Source organism: Runella rosea (assembly GCF_003325355.1).
GTDB lineage: Bacteria > Bacteroidota > Bacteroidia > Cytophagales > Spirosomataceae > Runella > Runella rosea.
In genome coordinates this window covers 2471767-2493912 of the sequence record NZ_CP030850.1, presented here as the reverse complement: position 1 = coordinate 2493912, position 22146 = coordinate 2471767, and the positions used below count along the sequence as shown (strand labels likewise).

General features: G+C 43.6%; 19 protein-coding genes. 16 read left to right on the top strand and 3 right to left on the bottom strand.

The window, feature by feature from the left end; translation table 11 throughout:
• Positions 1-89: 89 nt before the first annotated feature.
• Positions 90-1664: a 2-oxoglutarate dehydrogenase complex dihydrolipoyllysine-residue succinyltransferase gene (gene odhB, locus DR864_RS10615; RefSeq protein ID WP_114066944.1), complete on the top strand. Its 1575-nt coding sequence runs from the start codon at positions 90-92 to the stop codon at positions 1662-1664.
• Positions 1665-1756: 92 nt separating this feature from the next.
• Entirely contained in the window at positions 1757-3160 is a 1404-nt protein-coding gene (gene lpdA, locus DR864_RS10610; protein WP_114066943.1) for a dihydrolipoyl dehydrogenase, read from the top strand.
• A gap of 51 nt (positions 3161-3211) precedes the next feature.
• On the opposite strand, the gene DR864_RS10605 is transcribed toward lpdA, so the two are convergent.
• A complete protein-coding gene (locus tag DR864_RS10605; RefSeq protein ID WP_114066942.1) occupies positions 3212-4483 on the bottom strand; it encodes an McrC family protein in 1272 nt (423 codons plus the stop codon).
• A 113-nt stretch (positions 4484-4596) separates the two neighbouring features.
• Between DR864_RS10605 and rimP the strand changes: the two genes are divergently transcribed.
• The 7 genes from rimP (at position 4597) to DR864_RS10570 (ending at position 12926) form a co-directional block, all read left to right on the top strand.
• On the top strand, positions 4597-5064 hold the full coding sequence (gene rimP, locus DR864_RS10600; RefSeq protein ID WP_114066941.1) for a ribosome maturation factor RimP: 468 nt from the start codon (positions 4597-4599) through the stop codon (positions 5062-5064).
• Positions 5065-5262: 198 nt separating this feature from the next.
• Entirely contained in the window at positions 5263-6507 is a 1245-nt protein-coding gene (nusA, locus tag DR864_RS10595) for a transcription termination factor NusA (protein WP_114066940.1), read from the top strand.
• 190 nt (positions 6508-6697) lie between these two features.
• A complete protein-coding gene (gene infB, locus DR864_RS10590) occupies positions 6698-10003 on the top strand; it encodes a translation initiation factor IF-2 (RefSeq protein ID WP_114066939.1) in 3306 nt (1101 codons plus the stop codon).
• 156 nt (positions 10004-10159) lie between these two features.
• A complete protein-coding gene (locus tag DR864_RS10585; protein WP_114066938.1) occupies positions 10160-11128 on the top strand; it encodes a CPBP family intramembrane glutamic endopeptidase in 969 nt (322 codons plus the stop codon).
• Positions 11118-11330, top strand: a complete 213-nt coding sequence (locus DR864_RS10580) for a putative signal transducing protein (protein WP_114066937.1) — start codon at positions 11118-11120, stop codon at positions 11328-11330. The genes DR864_RS10585 and DR864_RS10580 overlap by 11 nt, the downstream gene beginning before the upstream one ends.
• Positions 11311-12144, top strand: coding sequence for a phosphatidate cytidylyltransferase (locus DR864_RS10575; RefSeq protein WP_114066936.1), 834 nt, complete (start codon positions 11311-11313; stop codon positions 12142-12144). Before DR864_RS10580 ends, DR864_RS10575 begins: the two co-directional genes overlap by 20 nt.
• 53 nt (positions 12145-12197) lie before the next feature.
• Positions 12198-12926, top strand: coding sequence for a carboxypeptidase-like regulatory domain-containing protein (locus DR864_RS10570; protein WP_114066935.1), 729 nt, complete (start codon positions 12198-12200; stop codon positions 12924-12926).
• Between the two features lie 3 nt (positions 12927-12929).
• Here the strand turns inward: DR864_RS10570 and DR864_RS10565 are convergent, their stop codons facing one another.
• Positions 12930-13742, bottom strand: a complete 813-nt coding sequence (locus DR864_RS10565) for a UDP-2,3-diacylglucosamine diphosphatase (protein WP_114066934.1) — start codon at positions 13740-13742, stop codon at positions 12930-12932.
• Between the two features lie 86 nt (positions 13743-13828).
• Here DR864_RS10565 and DR864_RS10560 point away from each other — a divergent pair, with 86 nt between their 5' ends.
• The 7 genes from DR864_RS10560 (at position 13829) to hemJ (ending at position 19561) form a co-directional block, all read left to right on the top strand.
• Positions 13829-14335, top strand: coding sequence for a cupin domain-containing protein (locus DR864_RS10560; RefSeq protein WP_114066933.1), 507 nt, complete (start codon positions 13829-13831; stop codon positions 14333-14335).
• A gap of 39 nt (positions 14336-14374) precedes the next feature.
• Positions 14375-14911, top strand: a complete 537-nt coding sequence (locus DR864_RS10555; RefSeq protein WP_114066932.1) for a YfiT family bacillithiol transferase — start codon at positions 14375-14377, stop codon at positions 14909-14911.
• Positions 14912-15022: 111 nt separating this feature from the next.
• Positions 15023-15463: a YkvA family protein gene (locus DR864_RS10550; RefSeq protein ID WP_114066931.1), complete on the top strand. Its 441-nt coding sequence runs from the start codon at positions 15023-15025 to the stop codon at positions 15461-15463.
• Positions 15464-15644: 181 nt separating this feature from the next.
• The gene (locus DR864_RS10545; protein WP_114066930.1) at positions 15645-15848 is read left to right on the top strand and encodes a Sec-independent protein translocase subunit TatA/TatB; all 204 of its coding nucleotides are present in this window, start codon (positions 15645-15647) and stop codon (positions 15846-15848) included.
• 143 nt (positions 15849-15991) lie between these two features.
• The gene (gene gatA, locus DR864_RS10540; protein WP_114066929.1) at positions 15992-17443 is read left to right on the top strand and encodes an Asp-tRNA(Asn)/Glu-tRNA(Gln) amidotransferase subunit GatA; all 1452 of its coding nucleotides are present in this window, start codon (positions 15992-15994) and stop codon (positions 17441-17443) included.
• Between the two features lie 63 nt (positions 17444-17506).
• Positions 17507-18940 carry a lytic transglycosylase domain-containing protein gene (locus tag DR864_RS10535; protein WP_114066928.1) on the top strand — a complete coding sequence of 478 codons (1434 nt, stop codon included), beginning with the start codon at positions 17507-17509 and terminating at the stop codon, positions 18938-18940.
• Between the two features lie 87 nt (positions 18941-19027).
• The gene (hemJ, locus tag DR864_RS10530; RefSeq protein ID WP_114066927.1) at positions 19028-19561 is read left to right on the top strand and encodes a protoporphyrinogen oxidase HemJ; all 534 of its coding nucleotides are present in this window, start codon (positions 19028-19030) and stop codon (positions 19559-19561) included.
• Between the two features lie 339 nt (positions 19562-19900).
• Here hemJ and DR864_RS10525 read toward each other — a convergent pair whose 3' ends face one another.
• Positions 19901-21829 carry a sensor histidine kinase gene (locus DR864_RS10525; RefSeq protein ID WP_114066926.1) on the bottom strand — a complete coding sequence of 643 codons (1929 nt, stop codon included), beginning with the start codon at positions 21827-21829 and terminating at the stop codon, positions 19901-19903.
• Between the last annotated feature and the right edge of the window lie 317 nt (positions 21830-22146).

Below are 22146 nucleotides of genomic sequence, written 5' to 3'. Positions count from 1 at the left end.
CCTGAAAACGGAGTATTGAAAGTAGTACTGAGATTCTCTGTTTTCATCCTAACTCATTTTCAAATTGACAATTCCCAAATTCTGAATATATGTCACAGATTGAAATAAAAGTCCCGACCGTCGGAGAATCTATCACCGAAGTAACCATTGGTTCTTGGGTGAAAAAAGACGGTGATAGTGTCAAACGTGATGAAGTAATATGCAGTTTAGACTCAGATAAAGCATCCTTTGATGTCGTTTCTGAGGCTGACGGTGTTTTACGAGTTAAAGCACAAGAAGGTGATGTATTACCGATTGGTGGACTGATATGTGTGATTGAAACATCGGTGGAGGTAGCTTCCGCTCCAGCGTCAGCTCCCGCGCCTGTTACTTCTACGCCTGCTCCCGTTGCTGTGGCTTCAGTTGCTCCTGCAACAGCGGCTAAAGTAGTGGAAATGAAAGTGCCAACGGTGGGGGAATCCGTCACGGAAGTAACCATCGCCAGTTGGAATAAAAAAGACGGTGATACCGTTCAATTAGATGAAGTACTTTGTGAACTAGAGTCTGACAAAGCAACGTTTGAACTTCCTGCCGAAGCTGCAGGAGTGCTACGCATTGTAGCCGAAGCGGGTTCGACGTTATCAATTGGAGCCGTTATCTGTAAAATTGAAGTCGGTGCTGGAAGCGCTGCTGCTCCTGCTCCCGTGGCTGAGGCGCCGCAATCAAACGGACAGGTGGTTTCGGCAAATGCTTCCAATGATAGTTATGCAGCAGGGCATCCCTCTCCCGCCGCGGCCAAGATTTTGGCCGAAAAAGGCATTGACCCTGCAAGTGTAGCGGGCTCAGGTGTTGGCGGAAGATTAACGAAAGAAGATGCCATCGCCGCACAACCTAAAGCCGCTCCCACGGCAACTCCAGTTGAGCAGCCTAAAGCGCCAGTAGCGCCACCAGTGGCTCCAGCCCCTGCTCCCAAAGCAGCGGATGCTCGTGGCCAACGCCGCGTAAAAATGACGTCGTTGCGCAAAACTATTGCGCGCCGTTTGGTTGCGGTTAAAAATGAAACGGCCATGTTGACAACCTTCAATGAGGTAGACATGAAGCCTATCATGGATTTACGGGCTAAGTACAAAGATAAATTTAAGGAAAAACACGGCGTAGGCTTAGGCTTTATGTCATTCTTTACCCGGGCTTGCGCGGTAGCTTTGCAGGAATTTCCGGTAGTAAATGCGTTCATTGACGGCGATGAAGTCGTTTACAATGATTTCTCGGATATATCGATTGCGGTTTCGACCGAGCGTGGTTTGGTGGTTCCCGTGGTTCGTAATGCTGAAAAAATGACCTTCTCTCAAATTGAGAAGGAAATCATTCGTTTGGCTGGCCTCGCCCGCGACAATAAGCTGACCATTGACCAAATGCAAGGTGGCACCTTTACCATCACCAACGGTGGTATTTTTGGTTCGATGCTCTCAACACCCATCATCAATGCTCCACAGGCTGCGATTTTGGGAATGCATAACATCGTTGAGCGAGCTGTCGTGGTGAATGGAGAAATCGTTATACGCCCTATCATGTACGTAGCGCTCAGTTACGACCACCGCACCATCGACGGCCGTGATTCGGTAAGCTTCCTCGTCAGAGTGAAGCAATTGCTCGAAGACCCTACACGGTTACTGTTGGAAGTGTAAGAATATAAATTAAAAAGGGGCTCGGTATACCGTGCCCCTTTTTTGTGAAATTGTTCGAATAATTAAATGACTAAAACAGTTATATAAATCCAATGCAATACGACGTTATCGTAATCGGTTCGGGGCCAGGCGGCTATATTTGCGCCATTCGTTGCGCGCAATTAGGCTTAAAAACGGCCATCATCGAAAAATATAAAACCCTTGGCGGAACCTGCCTGAACGTAGGTTGTATTCCTTCCAAAGCACTGCTCGATTCTTCTGAGCACTACTACAATGCTTCGCATACGTTTGCCGAACATGGCATTCAGCTCGAAAACCTAAAGGTGGATTTGGCCCAAATGATTGCCCGCAAGAGCGAGGTAGTCAACCAAGTGTGCAAAGGCGTCGAGTTTTTGATGAAGAAAAATAAAATTGATGTCTATCAAGGCCTTGGCTCATTTGTGGATAAAAATACCGTAAAGGTGACCAAAGAAGGAGGAGACATTGAAATGATTACCTCCAAAAATATCGTCATCGCTACGGGCTCAAAACCTTCGTCATTGCCAGGCGTTACGATTGATAAAAAACGTATTATTACTTCGACCGAAGCGCTTCAACTCAACGAAATCCCCAAACACCTCATCGTGATTGGGGCAGGAGTGATTGGCGCAGAGCTTGGCTCTGTGTATGCACGTATCGGGGCTAAAGTCAGCTTTGTGGAATATGCTTCGGCTATGATTCCGACCATGGACGCGACCATGGGCAAAGAGCTTCAGCGGACGGTAAAAAAACTCGGTGCTGATTTTTATTTTAGTCACAAAGTAAAAACCGTGGAAAATACGGGTGATGAGGTCATCGTAACGGCAGAGAACCCTAAAGGTGAACTCGTTACTTTTACGGGTGATTACTGCCTGATGAGCGTGGGACGTAAACCCTATACCGATGGACTCGCGCTTGAAAATGCGGGTCTGGCGGCCGACCAACGCGGAAAAATCGAAGTAGATGAACACACCCTTCAAACCAAAGTGCCTAATATCTACGCCATCGGGGACGTGATTCGCGGGGCGATGTTGGCCCATAAAGCCGAGGAAGAAGGCGTGTTTGTGGCCGAAACCATCGTTGGACAAAAACCACATATCAATTACCTGCTCATTCCAAATGTAGTTTATACATGGCCTGAAGTAGCAGGAGTAGGCTACACAGAAGATGAATTAAAAGCCAAAGGAATTGCCTATAAGACAGGTTCGTTCCCGTTTAAAGCCCTCGGCCGTGCTCGCGCGAGTATGGACATTGATGGGACCGTAAAAGTATTGGCGCATAAAGAAACAGATGAAATTCTGGGGGCGCATATCATTGGCCCACGTGCGGCTGATATGATTGCAGAAGCAGTGGTAGCGATGGAATACCGCGCCTCAGCCGAAGATGTAAGCCGTATGTCGCACGCGCATCCCACCTATACGGAAGCCTTCAAGGAGGCTTGCTTGGCGGCTACGGGCAACCGAGCTTTGAATGCCTAAAAAATAAAAGTCGGTCAGGTCTAATTATGGGACTGACCGACTTTTTTACTTCTACTTCATCCCCAAATAACTTTCCATTTTTTCTATTTCTGACGATAATGGTGTCGTTATATCAAAAGGGATAACCGTCAAAACCAATTGTTCTTCAAAACGAAAAGGGGGAAGCGGTGCCCGAAAATCTTCATGAGCGGGGTAAATCAGAAATAGCGCATTGGCGTTGTATTTGCGCCCATAAGCGTATAATTGATACAAATCGGTTTGTTCTATACCATAATTAGGGAGAGTGGGCTCAATCCTTTTCCACTTCATATCCATAACCACGGTTTGTTGGTCTTTGCGAATCACCAAGTCGGGGCGTAAACGAAAGCGACGCTTTCCAGAATGGTCATCGACCAAAAAATGTAAATCATCCTGATACGATACTTGATGATCGCCTAAATAACGTTTGGCCCCACGGGCTACATAATTTTCAAATAATCGTTCAGTCGGAAACAATAACGAGTCATTCACGTCTTTGCCAGCCGTTGCCCAAGACTGTTGATTGAGCAACACTTTGGCCCATTTCAACGCTTGGGCATATCGGTTAAAACGTCGGTCTGATTTTTCTAATTTTGCAAAATCAGCATTTACCTGAGTGGAAGTATTGACGTCTTCTAATGCAAAACGTAATTGCCGGAGGCGAACCTGATTGGGCAAATATTGACTGCGCTTGGCTAAAAACAACACGCAGGTTTTCAGCAGGCGATTGGGCAGGATGTCGGCTTTGAATTCGTCATGGGCGGTAAAAAGCAATTCAGGGTGAAGGGCATCTTGGCGGTGAGGTAGCCATTTTCCCCGTACAAACGTTTGTTCAGTCTCAATGGTTTGATAAGCCCTTTCCAATCCCTGTTGCATAATTTGCTCCATTTCTTGAATAAAAGCCGAAATAAAAATCTCCCAAAGCGGCTGGTCGGCCCGTTGTAAATGCGCTTGAGAAAGCCGGTGAAATGGAAGGTCAGCGACACTGCGGAGCATTTTCAATAGAGACTGTCTCGCAATAAAAACGGTATCATTTTTGGCTATTTTCGGTAAAATTTCAAATTGAGTACCATCGGAGGTTTGTACAATACCCGTGTAATTTTTGAAGCGGAGGCACTCCTTGCCTTTTTGCAAAAAAAAATGAATTACGGCATCTGCATGGGGAGCAAAAGCCCACTGTTTGAGCAGATCAAAAGCCTGGTCTGAAACAAATACCTCCGTGTTTTGGGTGCTATCAATACCTCCCGCTGCCTCGGAAGCGCGTCGAATTATACCGTACTCATACACGACAACATGCTGTGACATAGCAAATAATTAAAATGGGTGTTGTTAAATTAGTAAAAAGATGTTACTTTTGCACCACAATTTACGGTTAAGATTCTGAGGGGAAATTGATTCCCCTTTTTTGTTGGAAAAAAATGAATGTAAAGGAAAAAATTGTCGAATTGCTTTCTACCCTTTTGGAGGATGACAAATTTTTCATCGTAGAAGTGCAGGTCTCCGCCTCAAAAGTTCGTCAGAAAGTAACTGTGTTGATTGACAGCGATGCAGGCATCAGCATTGATGAATGTGCCGAAATCAGCTGGAAATTGGGAGAAATGCTCGAAACGCAAGAAGTGCTGCCCGATGCGTATACGCTTGAGGTGTCTTCTCCGGGAGTGGATTATCCGTTGGCAATGCCAAGGCAGTTTCGTAAAAATATCGGACGTACTTTAAAAGTAATCGCAAAAGACGGTGTTGAGAAAAAAGGGAAATTAATTTCGGCGGACGAAGAAGGTTTTGTGATACTGGAAGAATTGAAAAAGAAGAAAAAAGACCAAGTTCCTGCTGAATTGCCTTTTGCTTATACCGACATTGCAAAGGCTCAAGTACAGATTACGTTTTAAATACCACAGGAAAATAGTATTTTTAACATTCCTTTAGTAGTGATTGTGGGTTGGTGAGATAAAAATAATATGAAATAACGTAGTGTTTGAAGTGGAAATTAATTCCTGACGAACAATCACTGCTTTTAGATAAATTGGTTTAAGATTTAAAGAATTGTTCTGTGTTTAACAAATAACAATTAACTGTTTTGAAAGAAAATGGATAGCGTAGTATTGATAGAATCGTTTGCCGAGTTTGCTCGCTCCAAAAATATTGATCGTCCTACGATTATAAAAGTATTGGAGGAAGTGTTTCGTACGATGATTCGTAAAAAATACGGTACTGATACCAATTTTGATGTGATTATCAACCCCGATACTGGCGACCTAGAAATGTGGCGTACCCGTGAAATCGTGGACGATAACTCAGAAGATATTTGGGAACCGGATAAAATTCCTCTGGCTGAAGCCCGCAAAATTCAGGATGACTTTGAAGTGGGTGAAGAAGTAGCTGAGGAAGTAAAATTGGAAGATTTTGGGCGGCGTCTGGTGCAAACTGCACGTCAAACGCTGATTCAAAAGGTAAAAGATTTAGAGAAAGAGTTGCTATATTTCAAATACAAAGACATGGTCGGCGACCTGCTCAATGTAGAAGTATATCAAATACTCAAAAACGAACTCATCTGTTTAGATACCGAAGGCAATGAATTAGTACTGCCCAAACAAGAGCAAATCTTTAAGGATAAATACCGTAAAGGAGAGCCTGTAAAAGCAGTTATTCATAAAGTGGAGCTAAACAATGGTACGCCAAGAATTACGCTTTCGCGAACTTCTCCCGTGTTTTTGGAAAGATTGTTTGAAACCGAAATTCCTGAAATCTACGACGGACTTATCAACATTCGCAAGATTGTGCGTGAGCCGGGCGAGCGTGCCAAAGTAGCGGTAGAGTCGTATGATGACCGTATCGATCCCGTGGGCGCTTGCGTGGGGATGAAAGGTTCGCGGATTCATACCATTGTGAGAGAACTGAATAATGAGAACATTGACGTTATCAATTATACCGAAAATCTCGAATTGCTCATTCAACGTGCCTTGAGCCCCGCCAAAATCACTTCGATGGTGATAGATAAAGAGACCAAAAGGGTATCTGTTTATCTAAAACCTGATCAAGTTTCGCTGGCTATCGGTAAAGGCGGACAAAACATTAAGCTCGCCGGGCGTTTGGTCAGCATGGAAATAGATGTGTTCCGTGATGTAGAAGGCCAAGAAGACGAGGAAGATGTAGACTTGAGCGAATTTACGGATGAGATTGACGAGTGGATGATTGAAGAGTTCCGCAAGATTGGTTTGGATACTGCAAAACAAGTCATCAATATCAGTAGAGAAGAGCTTGTCCGTCGTACCGACCTTGAAGAAGAAACAGTAGAAGAAATCCTTGAAATTTTACGTCGCGAATTTGAATAAATGTAGTCGGTTTGGGACAAAATGACTCACTGAAAAAGGGACATTTACGAGTTAATTGCTGACTATACTTGACGTACAGAGAACAGATAAACGTAGTTGAAAAATAAATCTGTATCTTTGGGTTAATTTTCCAGGGTTTCCCTAATAACGAATAACCAATAACTCGTACTTCGGTACGTCTATTTCCAGTATGTCGGAAGAAAAAAGTATGCGCCTTAGTCAAGCAGCTCGAATACTAAATCGTAGCCACGCTGCGGTTGCCAGTATTTTGGGTGCTAAAGGCTTTAAGGTTGATAATAATCCCAATACAAAGTTAAACGCTGAACAGCTTGAATTTCTGTCCAAGGAGTTCAAGGTGGATGCGCTGTTGGGGGGAATTGCCCCCAAAAAAGAAGAACCTGCTGCGCCACAACCTAAGTCAGAAGATAGCCCTGTACTTTATTTTCGTACATCGCAGTCGGCTGCCAATGCTCCTAAACCAGTTGTTTCAGAACCAAAGCCAGAAAAAGAAGAAAAACTTCCAGAATCTGAGCTTCCCGAAACACCAATTATTGGACTGAAAGTCGTAGGGAAAATTGATTTGGATGCTCCCAAGGCAACAATTAATGTGCCCGTTTCGGCTCCGCCAAAACCTGAGGAAGAGCCTAAGCTGGTTCCGCCAATTGTTGAAGAGAAGAAACCAGAAGTGGTTGTCGAGGAGAAGAAACCAGAAGTGGTTGAGAAGAAACCAGAAGTGGTTGTTGAAGAAAAGAAAATTGAAGAGATTCCGGTGGCAGAGAAACCTGTTGAAGACAAAAAGCCGGAAGTACCAATGCTAGAACCTGTGAAGGAAGTGGCATTGCCTGTGGTTGAAACCAAAGTAGAAGTTATTCTGCCTGTGGAAGCCGCACCTGTACCCGAAATTAAACCTATTGAGGAGTTACCGAAAGCAGAGCCAAAAGTAGAGCCAATTATAGAACCCAAAGTAGAAGTGGTACAAGAACCAGTGGTGGAACTCAAACCTGCACCTCAACCAAAACCCAAGGAAGAACCTGTTAAACCACAGCCGTTTACTCCTCGGACAGAACGCCCTCAACAACAGCCCACTAAGGTGAAGCAACCCGAGCCTCCCAAAGAAGTTCCTGCTCCTGAGCCAGAACCCGAGCCGGTGTTGATTGAAGCAAAAGGTGAAACCTTGAAAGGACTCACCATTTTAGGAAAGATTGAACTTCCTACCGAGCGCCGAGGTGGTGACGGAGGAAATCGAGATAAAGACAAGGACAAAAAACGCAAACGTAAACGGTTGCGCAAAGGAGAGAAAGTTACTGATAATGCCCCGGCAGCTAATCCCAATAACCCTGCTAATAAAGGAAAACAGAATCAGAATGATAGGCCTATTACACAGTACCAACATGGCCAACGGGATGGTTCAAAAACCAGCGCCCCTGCAAATACACCTCCTAATGCCAACGCGACTCCTAATACAACAGCACCTAATGCAAATACCGCTGGTGGAGCTGCTAAAAAAGGACCAGCTACCAACAACACGAATACGAATGCCAATAAAAAAGGCGGGAATGGCCGTAGAGAGCGTAAAGATGAGATCAGCGACAAAGAAGTGGCTGACTCAATCAAGGCTACTTATGCCCGCTTGAGCGGTACCACTAGTGGTAAGAACTTTGGCGCAGATAAGCGCCGTGAACGTCGTCGTTTGCGGGCAGATGCTGCCGAAGAGCGCATGATGCAGGAGCAGGAAGATGCTAAAGTGTTGAAAGTGACAGAATTTATTTCGGCCAATGAACTGTCCTCTTTGATGGACGTATCGGTGCAGGAAGTAATTTCGGTTTGTTTGAGCATGGGTATGTTCGTTTCCATCAACCAACGTTTGGATGCGGAAAGTATCACGCTGATTGCCGATGAATTTGGTTACGAAGTCGAATTTATATCTGCCGAAGAAGAAATTCAGGGAGATGTAAAAGTAGAAGTAGATGCTGAAGAAGATTTGCTTGAACGTGCGCCGATTGTAACCATCATGGGTCACGTTGACCACGGTAAAACGTCATTGCTTGACTATATTCGTCGTACACGAGTTGCAGCGGGTGAAGCGGGTGGTATTACGCAGCACATTGGCGCCTATAGCGTAAAAACAGATGGCGGACGTCGCATCGCGTTCTTGGATACTCCTGGCCACGAAGCTTTTACGGCCATGCGTGCTCGTGGAGCTAAATTGACGGATGTTGTTATTATTGTCATTGCAGCTGACGACTCTATCATGCCTCAAACGAGAGAGGCGATAAATCACGCTCAGAACGCCAACGTTCCGATTGTATTTGCATTCAGTAAAATAGATAAGCCAGGAGCTAACACCGAAAAGATACGTGAGGCATTGGCCAACATGAATATTTTGGTGGAAGAATGGGGAGGTAAATACCAAACTCAGGAAATTTCATCAAAATCGGGGGTAGGTATTCCTGACTTGATGGAAAAAGTGTTGCTCGAAGCAGACTTGCTCGAACTGAAAGCAAATCCGAACCGTAGAGCTTCTGGAACGGTTGTTGAAGCATCGCTTGATAAAGGTCGTGGATATGTGGCAACGATTTTGGTACAAACAGGTACCTTGAAAGTCGGTGATGTGATTTTGGCGGGCGCGCACTTTGGACGGGTTCGTGCCATGTTTGACGCCACAGGGGCACGTCTTAAAGAAGCAGGCCCATCGACTCCGGTGCAACTTTTGGGGTTGAACGGTGCTCCTCAAGCAGGTGACAAGTTTAACGTGATGGAGAACGAACGCGAAGCGCGTGAAATCGCTAACAAGCGTGAGCAGATTATGCGTGAGCAGACCATCCGTACCCGTAAGCACATTACGTTGGAGGAAATCGGCCGACGAAAAGCAATTGGTACATTTAAGGAATTGAATATTATCGTCAAAGGTGACGTGGACGGTTCGGTAGAAGCACTCTCCGATTCGCTACTCAAACTTTCGACGGAAGAAGTACAGGTAAATATTATCAATAAGGCGGTTGGTCAGATTGCAGAATCAGACATTAACTTAGCCATTGCTTCCGACGCAATCATTGTCGGATTCCAGGTTCGCCCGTCAAACAATGCGAAAAAACTCGCGGAGCAGGAGCAAATCGAAATTCGTTTGTATTCAGTTATCTACGATGCCATCAATGAAGTGAAGGATGCCATGGCAGGTATGTTGGAACCAACGATGGAAGAAGCAATTGTTGGTAATGCCGAAGTACGTGAGGTATTCAAAATCAGCAAAATAGGTACCGTAGCAGGTACTTATGTGACAGATGGTATTATCAAACGTAACAATAAAGTTAGGGTAATTCGTGACTTTATTGTGGTTCATGAAGGAGATATTTCACAGTTGAAACGTTACAAAGACGATGTAAACGAAGTGAAATCTGGTTTTGAATTCGGACTCAGCATCAGAGGCTTTAATGACATCCAAGTAGGGGATATTGTTGAAAGCTTTGAGATGAAAGAAGTAAAACGAACATTGTAAATTTTAGATTATAATATAGAGCAGGCTTTTAGGAACTCTAGAAGCCTGCTTTTTTATTGAAACGTTGTATTTCTGCATATTTTAACTTATAAATATATTGAGGTGTCGTATTTTTGTGGGTAATATTATATTTGCGTACGTTTAAAACCCTAGCCTGTGGAAGAAATTCAGCCAGAAATTATTCATAGCGTTCCGCAACGTCCTCCCTGGCGTAATGTGATGTTATTGCTTGGGCTGGTTTTGCTGGGAATGTCTATCGGCAATATTGTGGCTATGCTTATGATTCTTCTGATAGGCGTGCTCCTTGGTGGGCCAAACAATTTAGAGCAAATTTCGCAGTTGATTCAGGAGCCGCAGTTGTTTCCCCATGCGTGGTGGTATTTAATGATACTTCACTCGGTTTCCCACCTCTTTACATTTTTGATTCCTGGCGTTGTTTATTGGCGTTGGTCCGAACAGCACCGGGTAGAAGAGTTTATAAGTCGACCAGCTCCTTCATTTTTGACTATGGCGCTGGTTTTTTTTACGGTTATTGCTTTTCTGCCGCTCAACAGTTGGATTATCGAATGGAACAGCCACCTTCATCTGCCCGAAGGCCTGCAGCGGGTTGAAAATTGGATGCGCTACAAAGAAGATGAATTGGCGGGGATGACGCAGTTTTTGACCGACTTCGATTCCTGGCTGAAATTTATTGTGGCCTTGTGTGTCATTGCCGTGATTCCTGCCGTTGGGGAAGAAGTATTATTCAGAGGAATTATTCAGCGAAAGATATTTCACAAAATTAGGGATGTTCATGCTTCCGTTTGGTTGACTGCAGCTTTGTTTAGTGCTATTCACCTCCAATTTTATGGATTTGTGCCCAGATTGCTTCTAGGGGCAATGTTTGGCTATTTGTATTTTTGGACCCGAAACTTATGGGCTCCCATTTTGGCTCATTTTATTAATAATGGACTCACGGTTTTGGCCATATTTCTGTCTCACCGCAAAGTGCTTGATTTTGAAATATCCTCAGCAGAATCGTCGGTATCCTGGATTGGAGCGGTTCTTTCATTAGTATTGACGGCTGCACTGTTATTGAATCTAAAAGTAATTTCTCAACGAAGCAATCTGAAGAATGGTACCTAGTAACTGGGAAAAAGTGTTTGAAACAAGTTTTCAGCACCGTGCCGAGATTGTGCGCGAATATTTGGAACAGCAAGGAATCTCGGCTGTAATCATCAATAAACAAGATAGCAGTTACCATTTTGGAAAATGTGAGTTGTATGTTCCCGTGAAAGATGCTATCATTGCCAAAACAATTGTAGTGAATGAAATCTCGTTTGGATAGTCTTTCAAATTTACAACAACGCATCATTGCCGCTATAGCTGGGGTGTCCATCATCGTGGGCGCAATTTTATACGCCGACTGGACGTTCCTGTTGCTTTTCTGTGGCATAAGTATCTTTACACAACTCGAATTTTATAAACTTCTTGGGCTGGATGGAAATCAGCCGCTGACGTATTATGGCACCATGTGTGGGGTATTTATCAACGTCATTACTTTTTTGATTGAGAAAGAAATCGTTGATTTTCAAAACTATTTTCTCATCAGCCCGATGGTGACGATGATATTCTTCATTAAACTCTATAAAAAACGAGATCTCAAACCTTTTCAGAATATTGCGTTTACTTTTTTGGGTATTATTTACGTTGCTATTCCTTTTTCTCTTTTAAGCGTACTTGCCATGCGCGGTGGCACGTATAACTATGAAATTGTGCTGGGATGTTTGTTGTTGCTTTGGGCAACTGATATTGGAGCTTATTTTGCAGGGACTTATTTTGGAAAACGGAAATTGTTTGAACGCGTATCTCCCAAAAAATCTTGGGAAGGGGCCGCAGGAGGAGCTTTGTTGGCCGGAGTAGTTGCGTTCGCACTGGGTACTTATTTTACCTCACACCGCCCTTGGGAGTGGTACTGCATTGGGGCGCTGATGGTGGTTTCAAGTACATTAGGTGATCTTGTGGAGTCGTTGTTCAAACGGAGTATTGCAATCAAAGACTCTGGGAGTACGATTCCTGGGCATGGGGGGTTTTTAGATCGATTTGACGGGTTATTGCTTTCCACACCCTTTATTGTGACATTTGTTAAAATTTTTTCCTGATCTCAGGCGTTAAACAAATAGGGCGTTCGAGTCAAGAATATAAAAAGTAAATCATGCAACTTAATATAAAATACAACTTCCTTATTTTGATATTGGCGATACTGGTGAGTGCAGTGACTTCGTCGGAAGTAAAAGCACAAGGTCAGGTCAAAAGTATCATGTTTACGGGAAGAGTAGTAGGCGTAAAAGGAACACAAACTTTGGGCAAAGCCTATATTTTAATTCCCCGGGCTGGCCGGGGTACGTTGGCTGATGAAGGCGGCTATTTTGCGTTGCCCGTATTTCCGGGGGATAGTATTGTGTTCAGTTATTTGGGTTACCAAAAGCAATACCACATTATTCCCCGTCGGCACATGGAGGAATCTTATTCGGCCATTATTCTGATGAAAGAAGACGTCAAAACGTTGGCTGAAGTAAAGGTGTACCCGTACGCTACCGAAGAAGAATTCAAGAAGGCATTTGTTGCCATGAAACTACCTGATGAATTTGAACGGGCAAATCTTGAACAAAATACCCGTCAGGAGTTGCTAATGCAGATGGCGGCGGTGACGCCGTTAAGTGCTGCGGGTAACTATCGAAACTTTATGGATCAACAAATTTTTGGTCGTGAAAACGCTGCCAACCGAAGTTTTACCACAGCAGTTCCATTCTTAAATCCCTTTGCTTGGGCTAAATTCATCAATTCTGTCAAAAACGGTGACCTGAAAAAGAAAGAATACCGTTCGATTCTCAATCAAGCTCCAAGGGAAAGTATTACTCGTCAGGATGTTATGAAAAAATAACAATTACTTTTCGGGACTGTGGTGGGGATAATTATGCAACTTCATTGTTTGACCGTCAAACACGGCGTAGGTGTTGTCAACAATCCAGTCACCTAAGATAAAAATGCGGCTTTGGTCATTGACAGGGTAATCTAGTTCAATGTGTCGGTGGCCAAATACGTAATAATCGTGGTGTGCTTTTTTCTCCTCTTCTTTGGCATACAGCAATAACCATTCCTTTTCTTCGCCCAGAAACTTAGGTTTGATTTCTTTGTCGTTTTTGCGCCAACTATAATTTGCCCAGGTCTGCCCCAACCAAAGTGCCCAATCAGGGTGAAGGATATTGCCAAAAGACCACCGGGCCAATCGACTCTCAAATACTCTTTGAAGTACTTTATACGAATGGTCGCCTGGGCCGCGCCCATCGCCGTGGGTGATAAAAAAACGTGTTGTACTCGCTTGAGCGTTGACTGATAATTCGAGCGGCTTACGAAAGGTTTGAATATTCAATTCTTTTTCAAAATACCCGCTCATCCACATATCATGATTGCCGGGGAAGGCAATGATTTGAATTCCAGCATCGGTAAGCTCCGCCAATTTTCCCATAAACCGCACAAACCCTTGCGGAACAACCCGGCGGTGTTCGTACCAAAAATCAAATAAATCACCTACTAAGCATATCATTTGGGCATCATGCCTAATTGACTCCAGCCAGCGTACTAATCTTCTTTCACGAACCATGCTTTCGGTATGATTGGGGGCACCGAGGTGGAAATCAGAGGCAAAATAAATTTTTTTATGGGTGGTTAACGAAACTTCTAGCTGTGGGTAAGACATGAGAATAGTTTAAAATTCGGGCAAAAATACGGAGATTACTTTACAAGATTTTTCTAACTTTACGCTTCACCTATATCATTTTTTTAATGGAACCGATTGTACCCACAAAACAGGAAGTATTTTCGAAGATTGCGGCCTCGTTGGCTGAGCAAGGATTCAACGTTGTGAAAGAAGACCAGACTCGCCCTTGGGGAGGCTTTTTTGTCTTGGATGAGTCGCAGACCCCTCAATTTGCGGCTACGTATTTTCCAACCGTAGAACTTTCTTCGCTGCAAATTACTCAAAAATTGAGCCCTAAAATTCTGGTAGTAGCTCCCGAAAAGCGGCTCTCATGGCAATACCACCACCGCCGTGCCGAAATCTGGCGGGTAGTATCGGGTACAGTGGGCGTTGTGACGAGTGAAACCGATGCGGAAACCGAAGTGAAATCCTATCAACCTGGTGAGCTGATTGTGTTGAAACAAGGAGAGCGTCATCGACTGGTTGGACTGGCAGAATGGGGTATTTTGGCCGAAATTTGGCAACACACAGATGCCACAAATCCCTCAGATGAAGAGGATATCGTACGTGTGCAGGATGATTTTGGAAGATAAATAAAACAGCAGTCCGTTAAAATGACAATTTAAAAGCGCATGGAATCACTCAAATATCCTATCGGTCGGTTTCAAACTGGTAAAACATACACAATGGCTGAAACCCAATCTCAGATTCAGACCATCAGTGCTTTGCCTTCCAAACTGTTTAATATCGTCAATCCGTTAAGTGCAAGCCAATTAGAGACGCCCTATCGCCCTGGCGGATGGACGGTTACTCAAACGGTTCATCACGTGGTCGATAGCCACATGAATGCCTACATTCGTTTTAAATTGGCATTGACTGAAGATAATCCATTCATCAAACCGTATGAAGAGGCGCTTTGGGCGGAGCTGGCCGACGGGAAAGGCGCGCCCTTAGACTGGTCGTTGCAGTTACTTAAATACTTGCACTTGCGTTGGGTCATGCTGCTTAATTCACTGACCGAAACAGAATTACAGCGTACTTATTTTCATCCCGAAACAAAGCGTGTATTTGCCTTACAAGAGGTGGTTGCTATGTATGCTTGGCACAGCGAGCACCACTATGAGCACATTCATCAACTATGCCTGCGTGAAGGATGGATTTTGGAATAATACACCTTCGTGAAATTTAATTTTAGAGGGTTTATAAATCTTTTTAGTGTATTTAACGTTTATAGGTTGTAGATTAAAATAACTTTTAAACATTAAACTTTTAAGTAAAAAATGCCTTCCGGGTCCACTACTGATAATATTCTTGTACGGGTGTTGAAGTCTGTTTTTTTTAAAACTGCGACGGGTAAAGCGGGCCGTTATGCACGCAACACGGGCAGTCTTTTGCAGCTTTTACGTGATGTTTTAAGCAAAACCAACGCGCTGAAAGGGGCGGGTTATGAAGCCTTGCGGGAAAAAGTTGGGGTTTTGACGCGATTACTCAAGGCCTATGCCACGGGAGATTATAGAATTGTGCCTTGGAAAACACTGACGCGCATTATTGCGGTGTTGATTTATTTTCTTTCACCCATCGATTTTATTCCGGATATTTTGCCAGTGGTGGGTTTTACCGACGATATTGCCCTCATTGTATGGCTTTTTAATGCCATTAGTACCGACTTGAATGACTTCCGTGAATGGGAATCTAAACGAAATACCATCTCAATAGACTGATATTTCGAGAAATTGTTGTTAATTTTGCAGAACAGAATCTTAAAAATGGGTTAAATCTTAAAAAGATAAGGTAAAATTACCCACTTGATTCGTTTTATTAGAGTAATAAAATAGTTATTTGAAAATTGAACGCAGCTTTCAAATAACACATAGCTAACAAATCACTAACTGTATTTTTCTAATGAATATGCTTTCGATCTTATTGTTTTTAGGCTTAGGAGGACAAGAAATCCTTTTGATTGGCCTTATCGTATTGCTGCTTTTCGGAGCGAAAAAAATTCCTGAGCTCATGAAAGGGCTGGGAAAAGGCATTCGTGAGTTTAAAGATGCCTCTAAAGAGGTAAAAGAAAACATTGAAAAAGGACTGGACGACGTAAGTCGCTAGAACAAAGTTTGATACATTGGACGTTTTTTCAACGTTACAATGTAAAATAAGCTCAAACACCTAAAATCAGCAGTAGTGTCAGCACTACTGCCGATTTTTTATTTTGTACCAACCTAAGTTTATCTTACTTACTCCCTTTCGTTTTGAAGTACTACACATCGCTTCGTGAAATACAGGCAGATTTGAATGACGGTTCCGTTTCGTGTCGTCAGTTGGTAGCGTATTATCTAAAAAATATTGAAGAGAAAAACGCTCAATTGAATGCTTTTTTGGCAGTTTATGGGGAAGAGGCTCGGCAGCGTGCTGAAGAAATCGACCAGAAAATTGCAGCAGGAAAAGCAGGGCGCTTGGCTGGAATGGTGGTTGGAATCAAAGATGTATTGTGCTACAAAGACCACGGCTTACAAGCAGGCAGTAAAATTCTGGATGGATTTGTGTCGCAGTTTACGGCTACTGCCGTGCAGCGAATTTTGGACGAGGATGCCATTATCATCGGGCGTCAGAATTGCGATGAGTTTGCCATGGGCTCTTCCAATGAAAACTCGGCTTTTGGGGTGGTTCGAAACGCCGCCGACGTTAGCCGCGTGCCTGGTGGCTCTTCGGGAGGGTCAGCAGTAGCTGTGCAGGCCGATATGTGTTTGGCTTCTTTGGGGTCTGATACGGGTGGCTCAGTGCGACAACCAGCGGCTTTTTGCGGACTGGTTGGTTTTAAGCCTACTTACGGACGCATTTCGCGCTGGGGTTTGGTGGCGTATGGTTCTTCGTTTGACTGCATAGGCCCTATTACCAAAAGTGTTGAAGATGCGGCGCTACTGGTAGAAATCATGGCTGGTGCTGACGAATTTGACAGTACTGTCTCAACGCAACCCGTGGGTGATTATACGCATTTATCGGGCCTTCTAAAACATCCCTTGCGCATAGGGTATCTGCGCGAGGGGGTAGAAAGTGAAGGATTGCAGCCCGAAATGAAGCAAGCCATGTTGGCTAAATTGGAAGTGCTTCGCGAGCAGGGCCATACGGTAGAGCCGGTGGACTTTGATTTACTTTCGTACATTCTTCCCACGTATTATATTCTCACAACGGCGGAATCCAGCTCAAATCTCTCTCGATTTGATGGGGTTCGTTATGGCTATAGAAGTAACAAAGCAGAAGATTTAACTTCTCTTTACAAGAAATCACGTAGTGAAGGCTTCGGAAAGGAAGTGAAGCGCCGGATTATGCTCGGAACGTTTGTCCTGAGCGCGAGTTATTATGATGCTTATTATACCAAAGCCCAGAAAGTACGTCGGTTGATGAAAGAACAAACTGACCGAGTATTTGAAAAATACGATTTTTTACTGATGCCAACTACACCTACCACGGCCTTTCCGATTGGGGATAAAACCGAGGACCCGCTGCAAATGTATTTGGCGGATATTTTTACGGTTCAGGCCAATGTAGTAGGAAATCCCGCCATCTCCATTCCCAACGGAGTGGATGCGCAGGGATTGCCAATGGGATTGCAAATCATGGGAAAACCTTTTGGAGAGGCCGAATTGTTGGCTTTTTCAAATCAACTAACAGAAACAAATACACCGCAACCGTCTGTTGCGTAGATACACAGCCATCAAAAACGAAACAAAACAAATGTAAAACCTAACGAGAAAATACCAAAAGCAATGATGGAATTGAAGCGAATCGCGGGGATAGGAATGTTGATGGGAATGTTTTGGCTTGGAACTGGTACATCCAGTCGTTCACAAAATGTAGAAATAAGCACCAACACGGTAGAAGAAGAACTGTTGCAGGTAGAAGCCTTCGCGGATTCGACGGTGCCTGAAATGGTAATTCGAGAACGTTTGGCCAAGTTACAAAACGAGATTCCGCTGAGGTATCATAAGGTTACACATCAATTTGTTGAACATTTTATTTATCGTAAGCCAGACTTCGTGAAGCGAATGCTGGAGCAGATGCATCTTTTTTTTCCACTTTACGAGCAAACCCTCGAAAAATACGGGATGCCGCGTGAGTTGAAATTTCTCTCATTGATTGAGTCAGGGCTGAACCCCCGCATTATCTCCTACGCGGGAGCGGGTGGTTTGTGGCAGTTTATGCCCGCTACGGGGCGCGAATACGGAATGCATCAGGATGATTACATCGATGAGCGCTTTGACCCCGTAAAATCGACCGACGCGGCTTGTCGGTACTTAAAGCGCCTCTATAATGCATTTGGAGATTGGGAAATGGCTTTGGCCGCATATAACGTAGGCCCTGGCAACGTAAAACGCGCGATGCGCCGCTCTGGGTCGAGCTCGTTTTGGGGGATTTATAATTTCCTGCCCAAACAAACACGCCATTATGTACCCCAGTTTGTGGCGATGACCTATTTGATGCATTACCATGCGGATCATGGCCTCTTTCCTGATGTTCCTGAATTCCCAACGGTGTCGGATACAATTCAGGTTTCAGGATATTTTAATCTGATGACTTTCGCAAAGCTGGGGGGAATGACGATGGATGAGCTGTATAAGCTGAACCCCATGCTTATCAACACTGAATTGCCCTCCAAAACGAAGAACTGCGTATTGCGGGTGCCCAATCATTGTTATCATTATTTGACCGAAAACCGTCAAATGATTTGGGATTCTGCTTCAAAGTCGCCTTTCAGTACCGTTAGTGCGCTTGCATCCAATGGTAGTTTAATGGAAAATGGCGAGGAGACAGAAGAAGAAACAGATGAAACCGATACCGTTCTCAAAACCAAAAAGGTATACCATACGGTTCGCAGGGGCGAAACGTTAGGGAAAATTGCCAACCGTTATCGTGTAAGTGCAAGTGAGCTGAAAAAATGGAATAAACTGCGTTCGAATTCCATTCAGCGAGGAAAACGACTGGTTGTCCTCAAAGAAACTAAGGCATTACCTCAGGTAGCTGCCGCCTCTTCTAAAGCAAAAGCTCAAGCAAAAATTAAAATTCGGTATCATCGCGTACAATCTGGCGATACGCTGTCTACCATTGCTGAACGTTATGGAATAGATGTATCACGCCTGAAAAAAATCAATCGCTTACGGGGTAATATGGTCCGTAAAGGCCAAAAATTATTGGTTGGATAGCCTAAAACTTGTTAATTATTAATTGTTAATCGTTATTTGGGGTTTTATTGAAATTACTCCATTTCGATTAACAATTAACATCAAGTCATGGCTCTTTTTTACATCAAAGCCTTTCATATCATCGGTGCTGTAGCGTGGTTTGCAGGTTTATTTTATTTGGTCCGGATGTTTGTTTATCACGCCGAAGCCGACCAAAAACCCGAACATCTACGTCAACCTTTTAAGGAACAATTTGGACTTATGGAGTGGCGTGCTTACAAAATTATTTGTAATCCTGCCATGATGCTCACATGGGCCTGCGGCCTGACCATGACCATTCTCAATCCCGCCTATTGGCAGATGGGTTGGTTCCACGTTAAATTTTCTACCATTATTCTGCTTACCGTTTATCACCTCTGGTGTAAACGTATCATCGTAAAGTTAGAAAAAGGCGAAAAACCTTATGATTCTTTCCAGTTTCGTCTGCTCAATGAGCTTCCCACCATTTTTTTGGTCAGTATTGTACTGCTAGGGGTTTTAAAAGATATGCTTGACTTCTTGTACGCTTTTGGAGGTGTAATGCTGTTTGGCGTCGTGCTGTTTATGTTTGCCAAAGCGTATAAAAAGCGGCGCGAGGGGTAATTTTGCATGATGACTGCTTACCACTACTACCCTTGAAAATCAGAATTCTTCTTGCCGACGATCACGAGATTTTGCTCGACAGCCTCCCCGATTTCGGGTACGCCTGCGTCTGGTTCTGGAAATTGGACTTCCCAAAATGATTATGAAGGCAAGCATATTATTTCAAACAAGCATTACTTCTGGGGCTACGATAGTTGTGACAATCAACAGTAGTAATGCTCAAATAATCGCTTCAGCCGGTTGTTCGAACGGGTCTTGCAGCGTTTATCTAAATGATGCTTTTTCCAATCCAAATACGTTTGTTTCTATCAATCAGGCTTTCTATTTTGTGGTTTATAATTAAATAAACTCAGAATTAGTTTTAATTTGATCATCCTCCAAGGGGACTGAAATTATAATTTTAGTCCCTCGGGAATAGCCATTATCTACCAAAAACTCACCCCCAATCGCTGCCAATCTCGTTTGAATATTGCCGATTCCAAAGCCTTTGTGTTGATTTCTTGGTAATCCTTTGCCGTTGTCGGTTACTTCTACCCATAATATTGGGCCGTTTTCAAAAATACAAATGGTGGATTCGGTGGCTTTTGAGTGTTTGATGATGTTCTGAACGAGTTCCAGACAAATGGCGTACACATTGAGAGAAACTACGTTGCTGAGGGTAGGTAAAGCATTGATTTTTACAGAAAAATGAATTTTTTGGTTCAAATTAAGTTTTCTCACAAACTGTTCTAATGCCTGTGGCAGCTCCTCTCTTTGGAGCACTTCGGGCATAAGGTTGTGGGAGAGGAGCCTGATTTCTGCGTAGGCGTTTTCAGTCATTGAAATGATATTGGTGTAGATTTTTTTTTCACGATGATTGAGGTTCAGGGGGTTAATGTTGTCTAAGGAAATACTAATTGCGGTCAGAAGGCTCCCCAGGTTGTCGTGTAGGTCGGCGGCCATGCACCTGCGTTCAAGGTTTTGCCCGCGTTGCATGGCGTCTTTGATTTCGTCGTATGCTTTTTGCAATTCGGCGGTTCTTAACTGTACCTTTGCTTCCAGATTGACCTTGAGGTTTTCAATGGTATCTCTTTGGTATTCAATTTCTTGGTTTTGTTTTTGTAGCAGCCTTCGATTAAAAAACAAACCCGCTGAGACAATTGCCAATAGCATAGCGCCTGCAATGAAATAATTTCTATAGCGCTTCTGAATCGTAACTTCGGCCTTTTCTTTGTTGAGCAAAACCGCCGCTTTTTCTTCTGCGAATCTTCTTTCTAAAGCTACTTTGGTGTTAGATACTTGCTCATTGAATAGCTTATCCCTGAACTCTATGTAGTGTTCGTGGGCAATGAGGGCTTCTGCCAACTGATTTTTAGCTTTATGAGCGTGATAAAGTGTTTCGTATGTTCGGTATAAAATCTGGGCATTGGTGATTTTTTCGATGTTTTTTTTACTGAAAACAATCGCTTCATCATACTTTTTTAGTCCCAAGAAGAGCCGCCCCATGAGCATCTGAATCTCGGTCAGGCCGCGATTATTGGCGTTTTTCTCGAAAAAACGCAGGCACTGATAAGCCGTAGGTAGTACCTCTTGGTACTTTTTAAGGTCAATTTTATTGCTTACCCAGTCGTTGAGGATGTAGTATTTCTGTAAAATGTCGTTGGTTTGGTTAATATACACCAGCGAACTGTCTAGGTAGAGGCCAGAAGTAAGGTAGTCGTTGGTGTAGCCAAAAGCCCGGGCGGTAGTCAGGTACATCATCGAAATCTGTAAGTTGTTTGCACCGTTTTGGTTCTCTTTTTTGAGGGATTCGATGCTCTGTTGGGTATAAGAAACGGCCTTTTCTATATCACTTAAAAAAATGTACCCATACACCATTTCAGCAATGATGAGACTTTTCTGGTGTGCCGAGACGGATATTTTTAGTGAATCTATCTTGTGGAGGGCTTCCTGTCCGGTTTTTATCAATGCAATCCAATCGCCTCGCCCACGCTGGGCCTTGACTTTCTGAAAATAAGCGTCAACAATAAAAGTTTTGAGCTTGTGCTCCCACGCGTAACGGAGGTATAAATCATTATAAAAAGCAAGTGAGTCGGTAGAAGATTGATTCTGAAAGTATAAAACAACGATGCGTTGGAGTGCTTTGGCTTTTTGGATAGGTTTAGTTTGAGGGTTGAGCCATTGTTTTTTGGAAGACCTCAGCAAGCTGTCATCTTTCGCGATAGGTTTTAGCTGCGCCGTTGCTGTCCCAAAACAACAAAGAAAAATAGTAATAATGAGCTTATTCATTTAACGTATACAGGTCTCTAACAAAGCTAGACAATTTCTTACATATTTTTGTGTGGGTAGCAAGGTCAATAGTATATTGCTTTCGGTTGTTGTGAGTTGCTTTCAAAAAGTATCTTACCTTTGATTTACACAACAAAAAGAGTGCTTACGAGAAACAAAAGTGTTGTGCGTATAGAGATTGCCTAGATTTTGCTCTTGATAGCCCCTGCTTTAGCAGCCAATCCGGGGTTTGAAAAGATATGCTTGACTCAGTGTACGTTTTTGGACGGTTACAGAAGTTTGGTGTCTTGCTGTTTATCTTTGCCAAAGCGTATGAG

Bases quoted from the DNA above. Each gene is read 5' to 3' on its own strand.
- odhB (WP_114066944.1), top strand. From the start codon at position 90: ATGTCACAGATTGAAATAAAAGTCCCGACCGTCGGAGAATCTATCACC.
- lpdA (WP_114066943.1), top strand. From the start codon at position 1,757: ATGCAATACGACGTTATCGTAATCGGTTCGGGGCCAGGCGGCTATATT.
- DR864_RS10605 (WP_114066942.1), bottom strand. From the start codon at position 4,483: ATGTCACAGCATGTTGTCGTGTATGAGTACGGTATAATTCGACGCGCT.
- rimP (WP_114066941.1), top strand. From the start codon at position 4,597: ATGAATGTAAAGGAAAAAATTGTCGAATTGCTTTCTACCCTTTTGGAG.
- nusA (WP_114066940.1), top strand. From the start codon at position 5,263: ATGGATAGCGTAGTATTGATAGAATCGTTTGCCGAGTTTGCTCGCTCC.
- infB (WP_114066939.1), top strand. From the start codon at position 6,698: ATGTCGGAAGAAAAAAGTATGCGCCTTAGTCAAGCAGCTCGAATACTA.
- DR864_RS10580 (WP_114066937.1), top strand. From the start codon at position 11,118: ATGGTACCTAGTAACTGGGAAAAAGTGTTTGAAACAAGTTTTCAGCAC.
- DR864_RS10575 (WP_114066936.1), top strand. From the start codon at position 11,311: ATGAAATCTCGTTTGGATAGTCTTTCAAATTTACAACAACGCATCATT.
- DR864_RS10570 (WP_114066935.1), top strand. From the start codon at position 12,198: ATGCAACTTAATATAAAATACAACTTCCTTATTTTGATATTGGCGATA.
- DR864_RS10565 (WP_114066934.1), bottom strand. From the start codon at position 13,742: ATGTCTTACCCACAGCTAGAAGTTTCGTTAACCACCCATAAAAAAATT.
- DR864_RS10560 (WP_114066933.1), top strand. From the start codon at position 13,829: ATGGAACCGATTGTACCCACAAAACAGGAAGTATTTTCGAAGATTGCG.
- DR864_RS10555 (WP_114066932.1), top strand. From the start codon at position 14,375: ATGGAATCACTCAAATATCCTATCGGTCGGTTTCAAACTGGTAAAACA.
- DR864_RS10550 (WP_114066931.1), top strand. From the start codon at position 15,023: ATGCCTTCCGGGTCCACTACTGATAATATTCTTGTACGGGTGTTGAAG.
- DR864_RS10545 (WP_114066930.1), top strand. From the start codon at position 15,645: ATGAATATGCTTTCGATCTTATTGTTTTTAGGCTTAGGAGGACAAGAA.
- DR864_RS10535 (WP_114066928.1), top strand. From the start codon at position 17,507: ATGATGGAATTGAAGCGAATCGCGGGGATAGGAATGTTGATGGGAATG.
- hemJ (WP_114066927.1), top strand. From the start codon at position 19,028: ATGGCTCTTTTTTACATCAAAGCCTTTCATATCATCGGTGCTGTAGCG.
- DR864_RS10525 (WP_114066926.1), bottom strand. From the start codon at position 21,829: ATGAATAAGCTCATTATTACTATTTTTCTTTGTTGTTTTGGGACAGCA.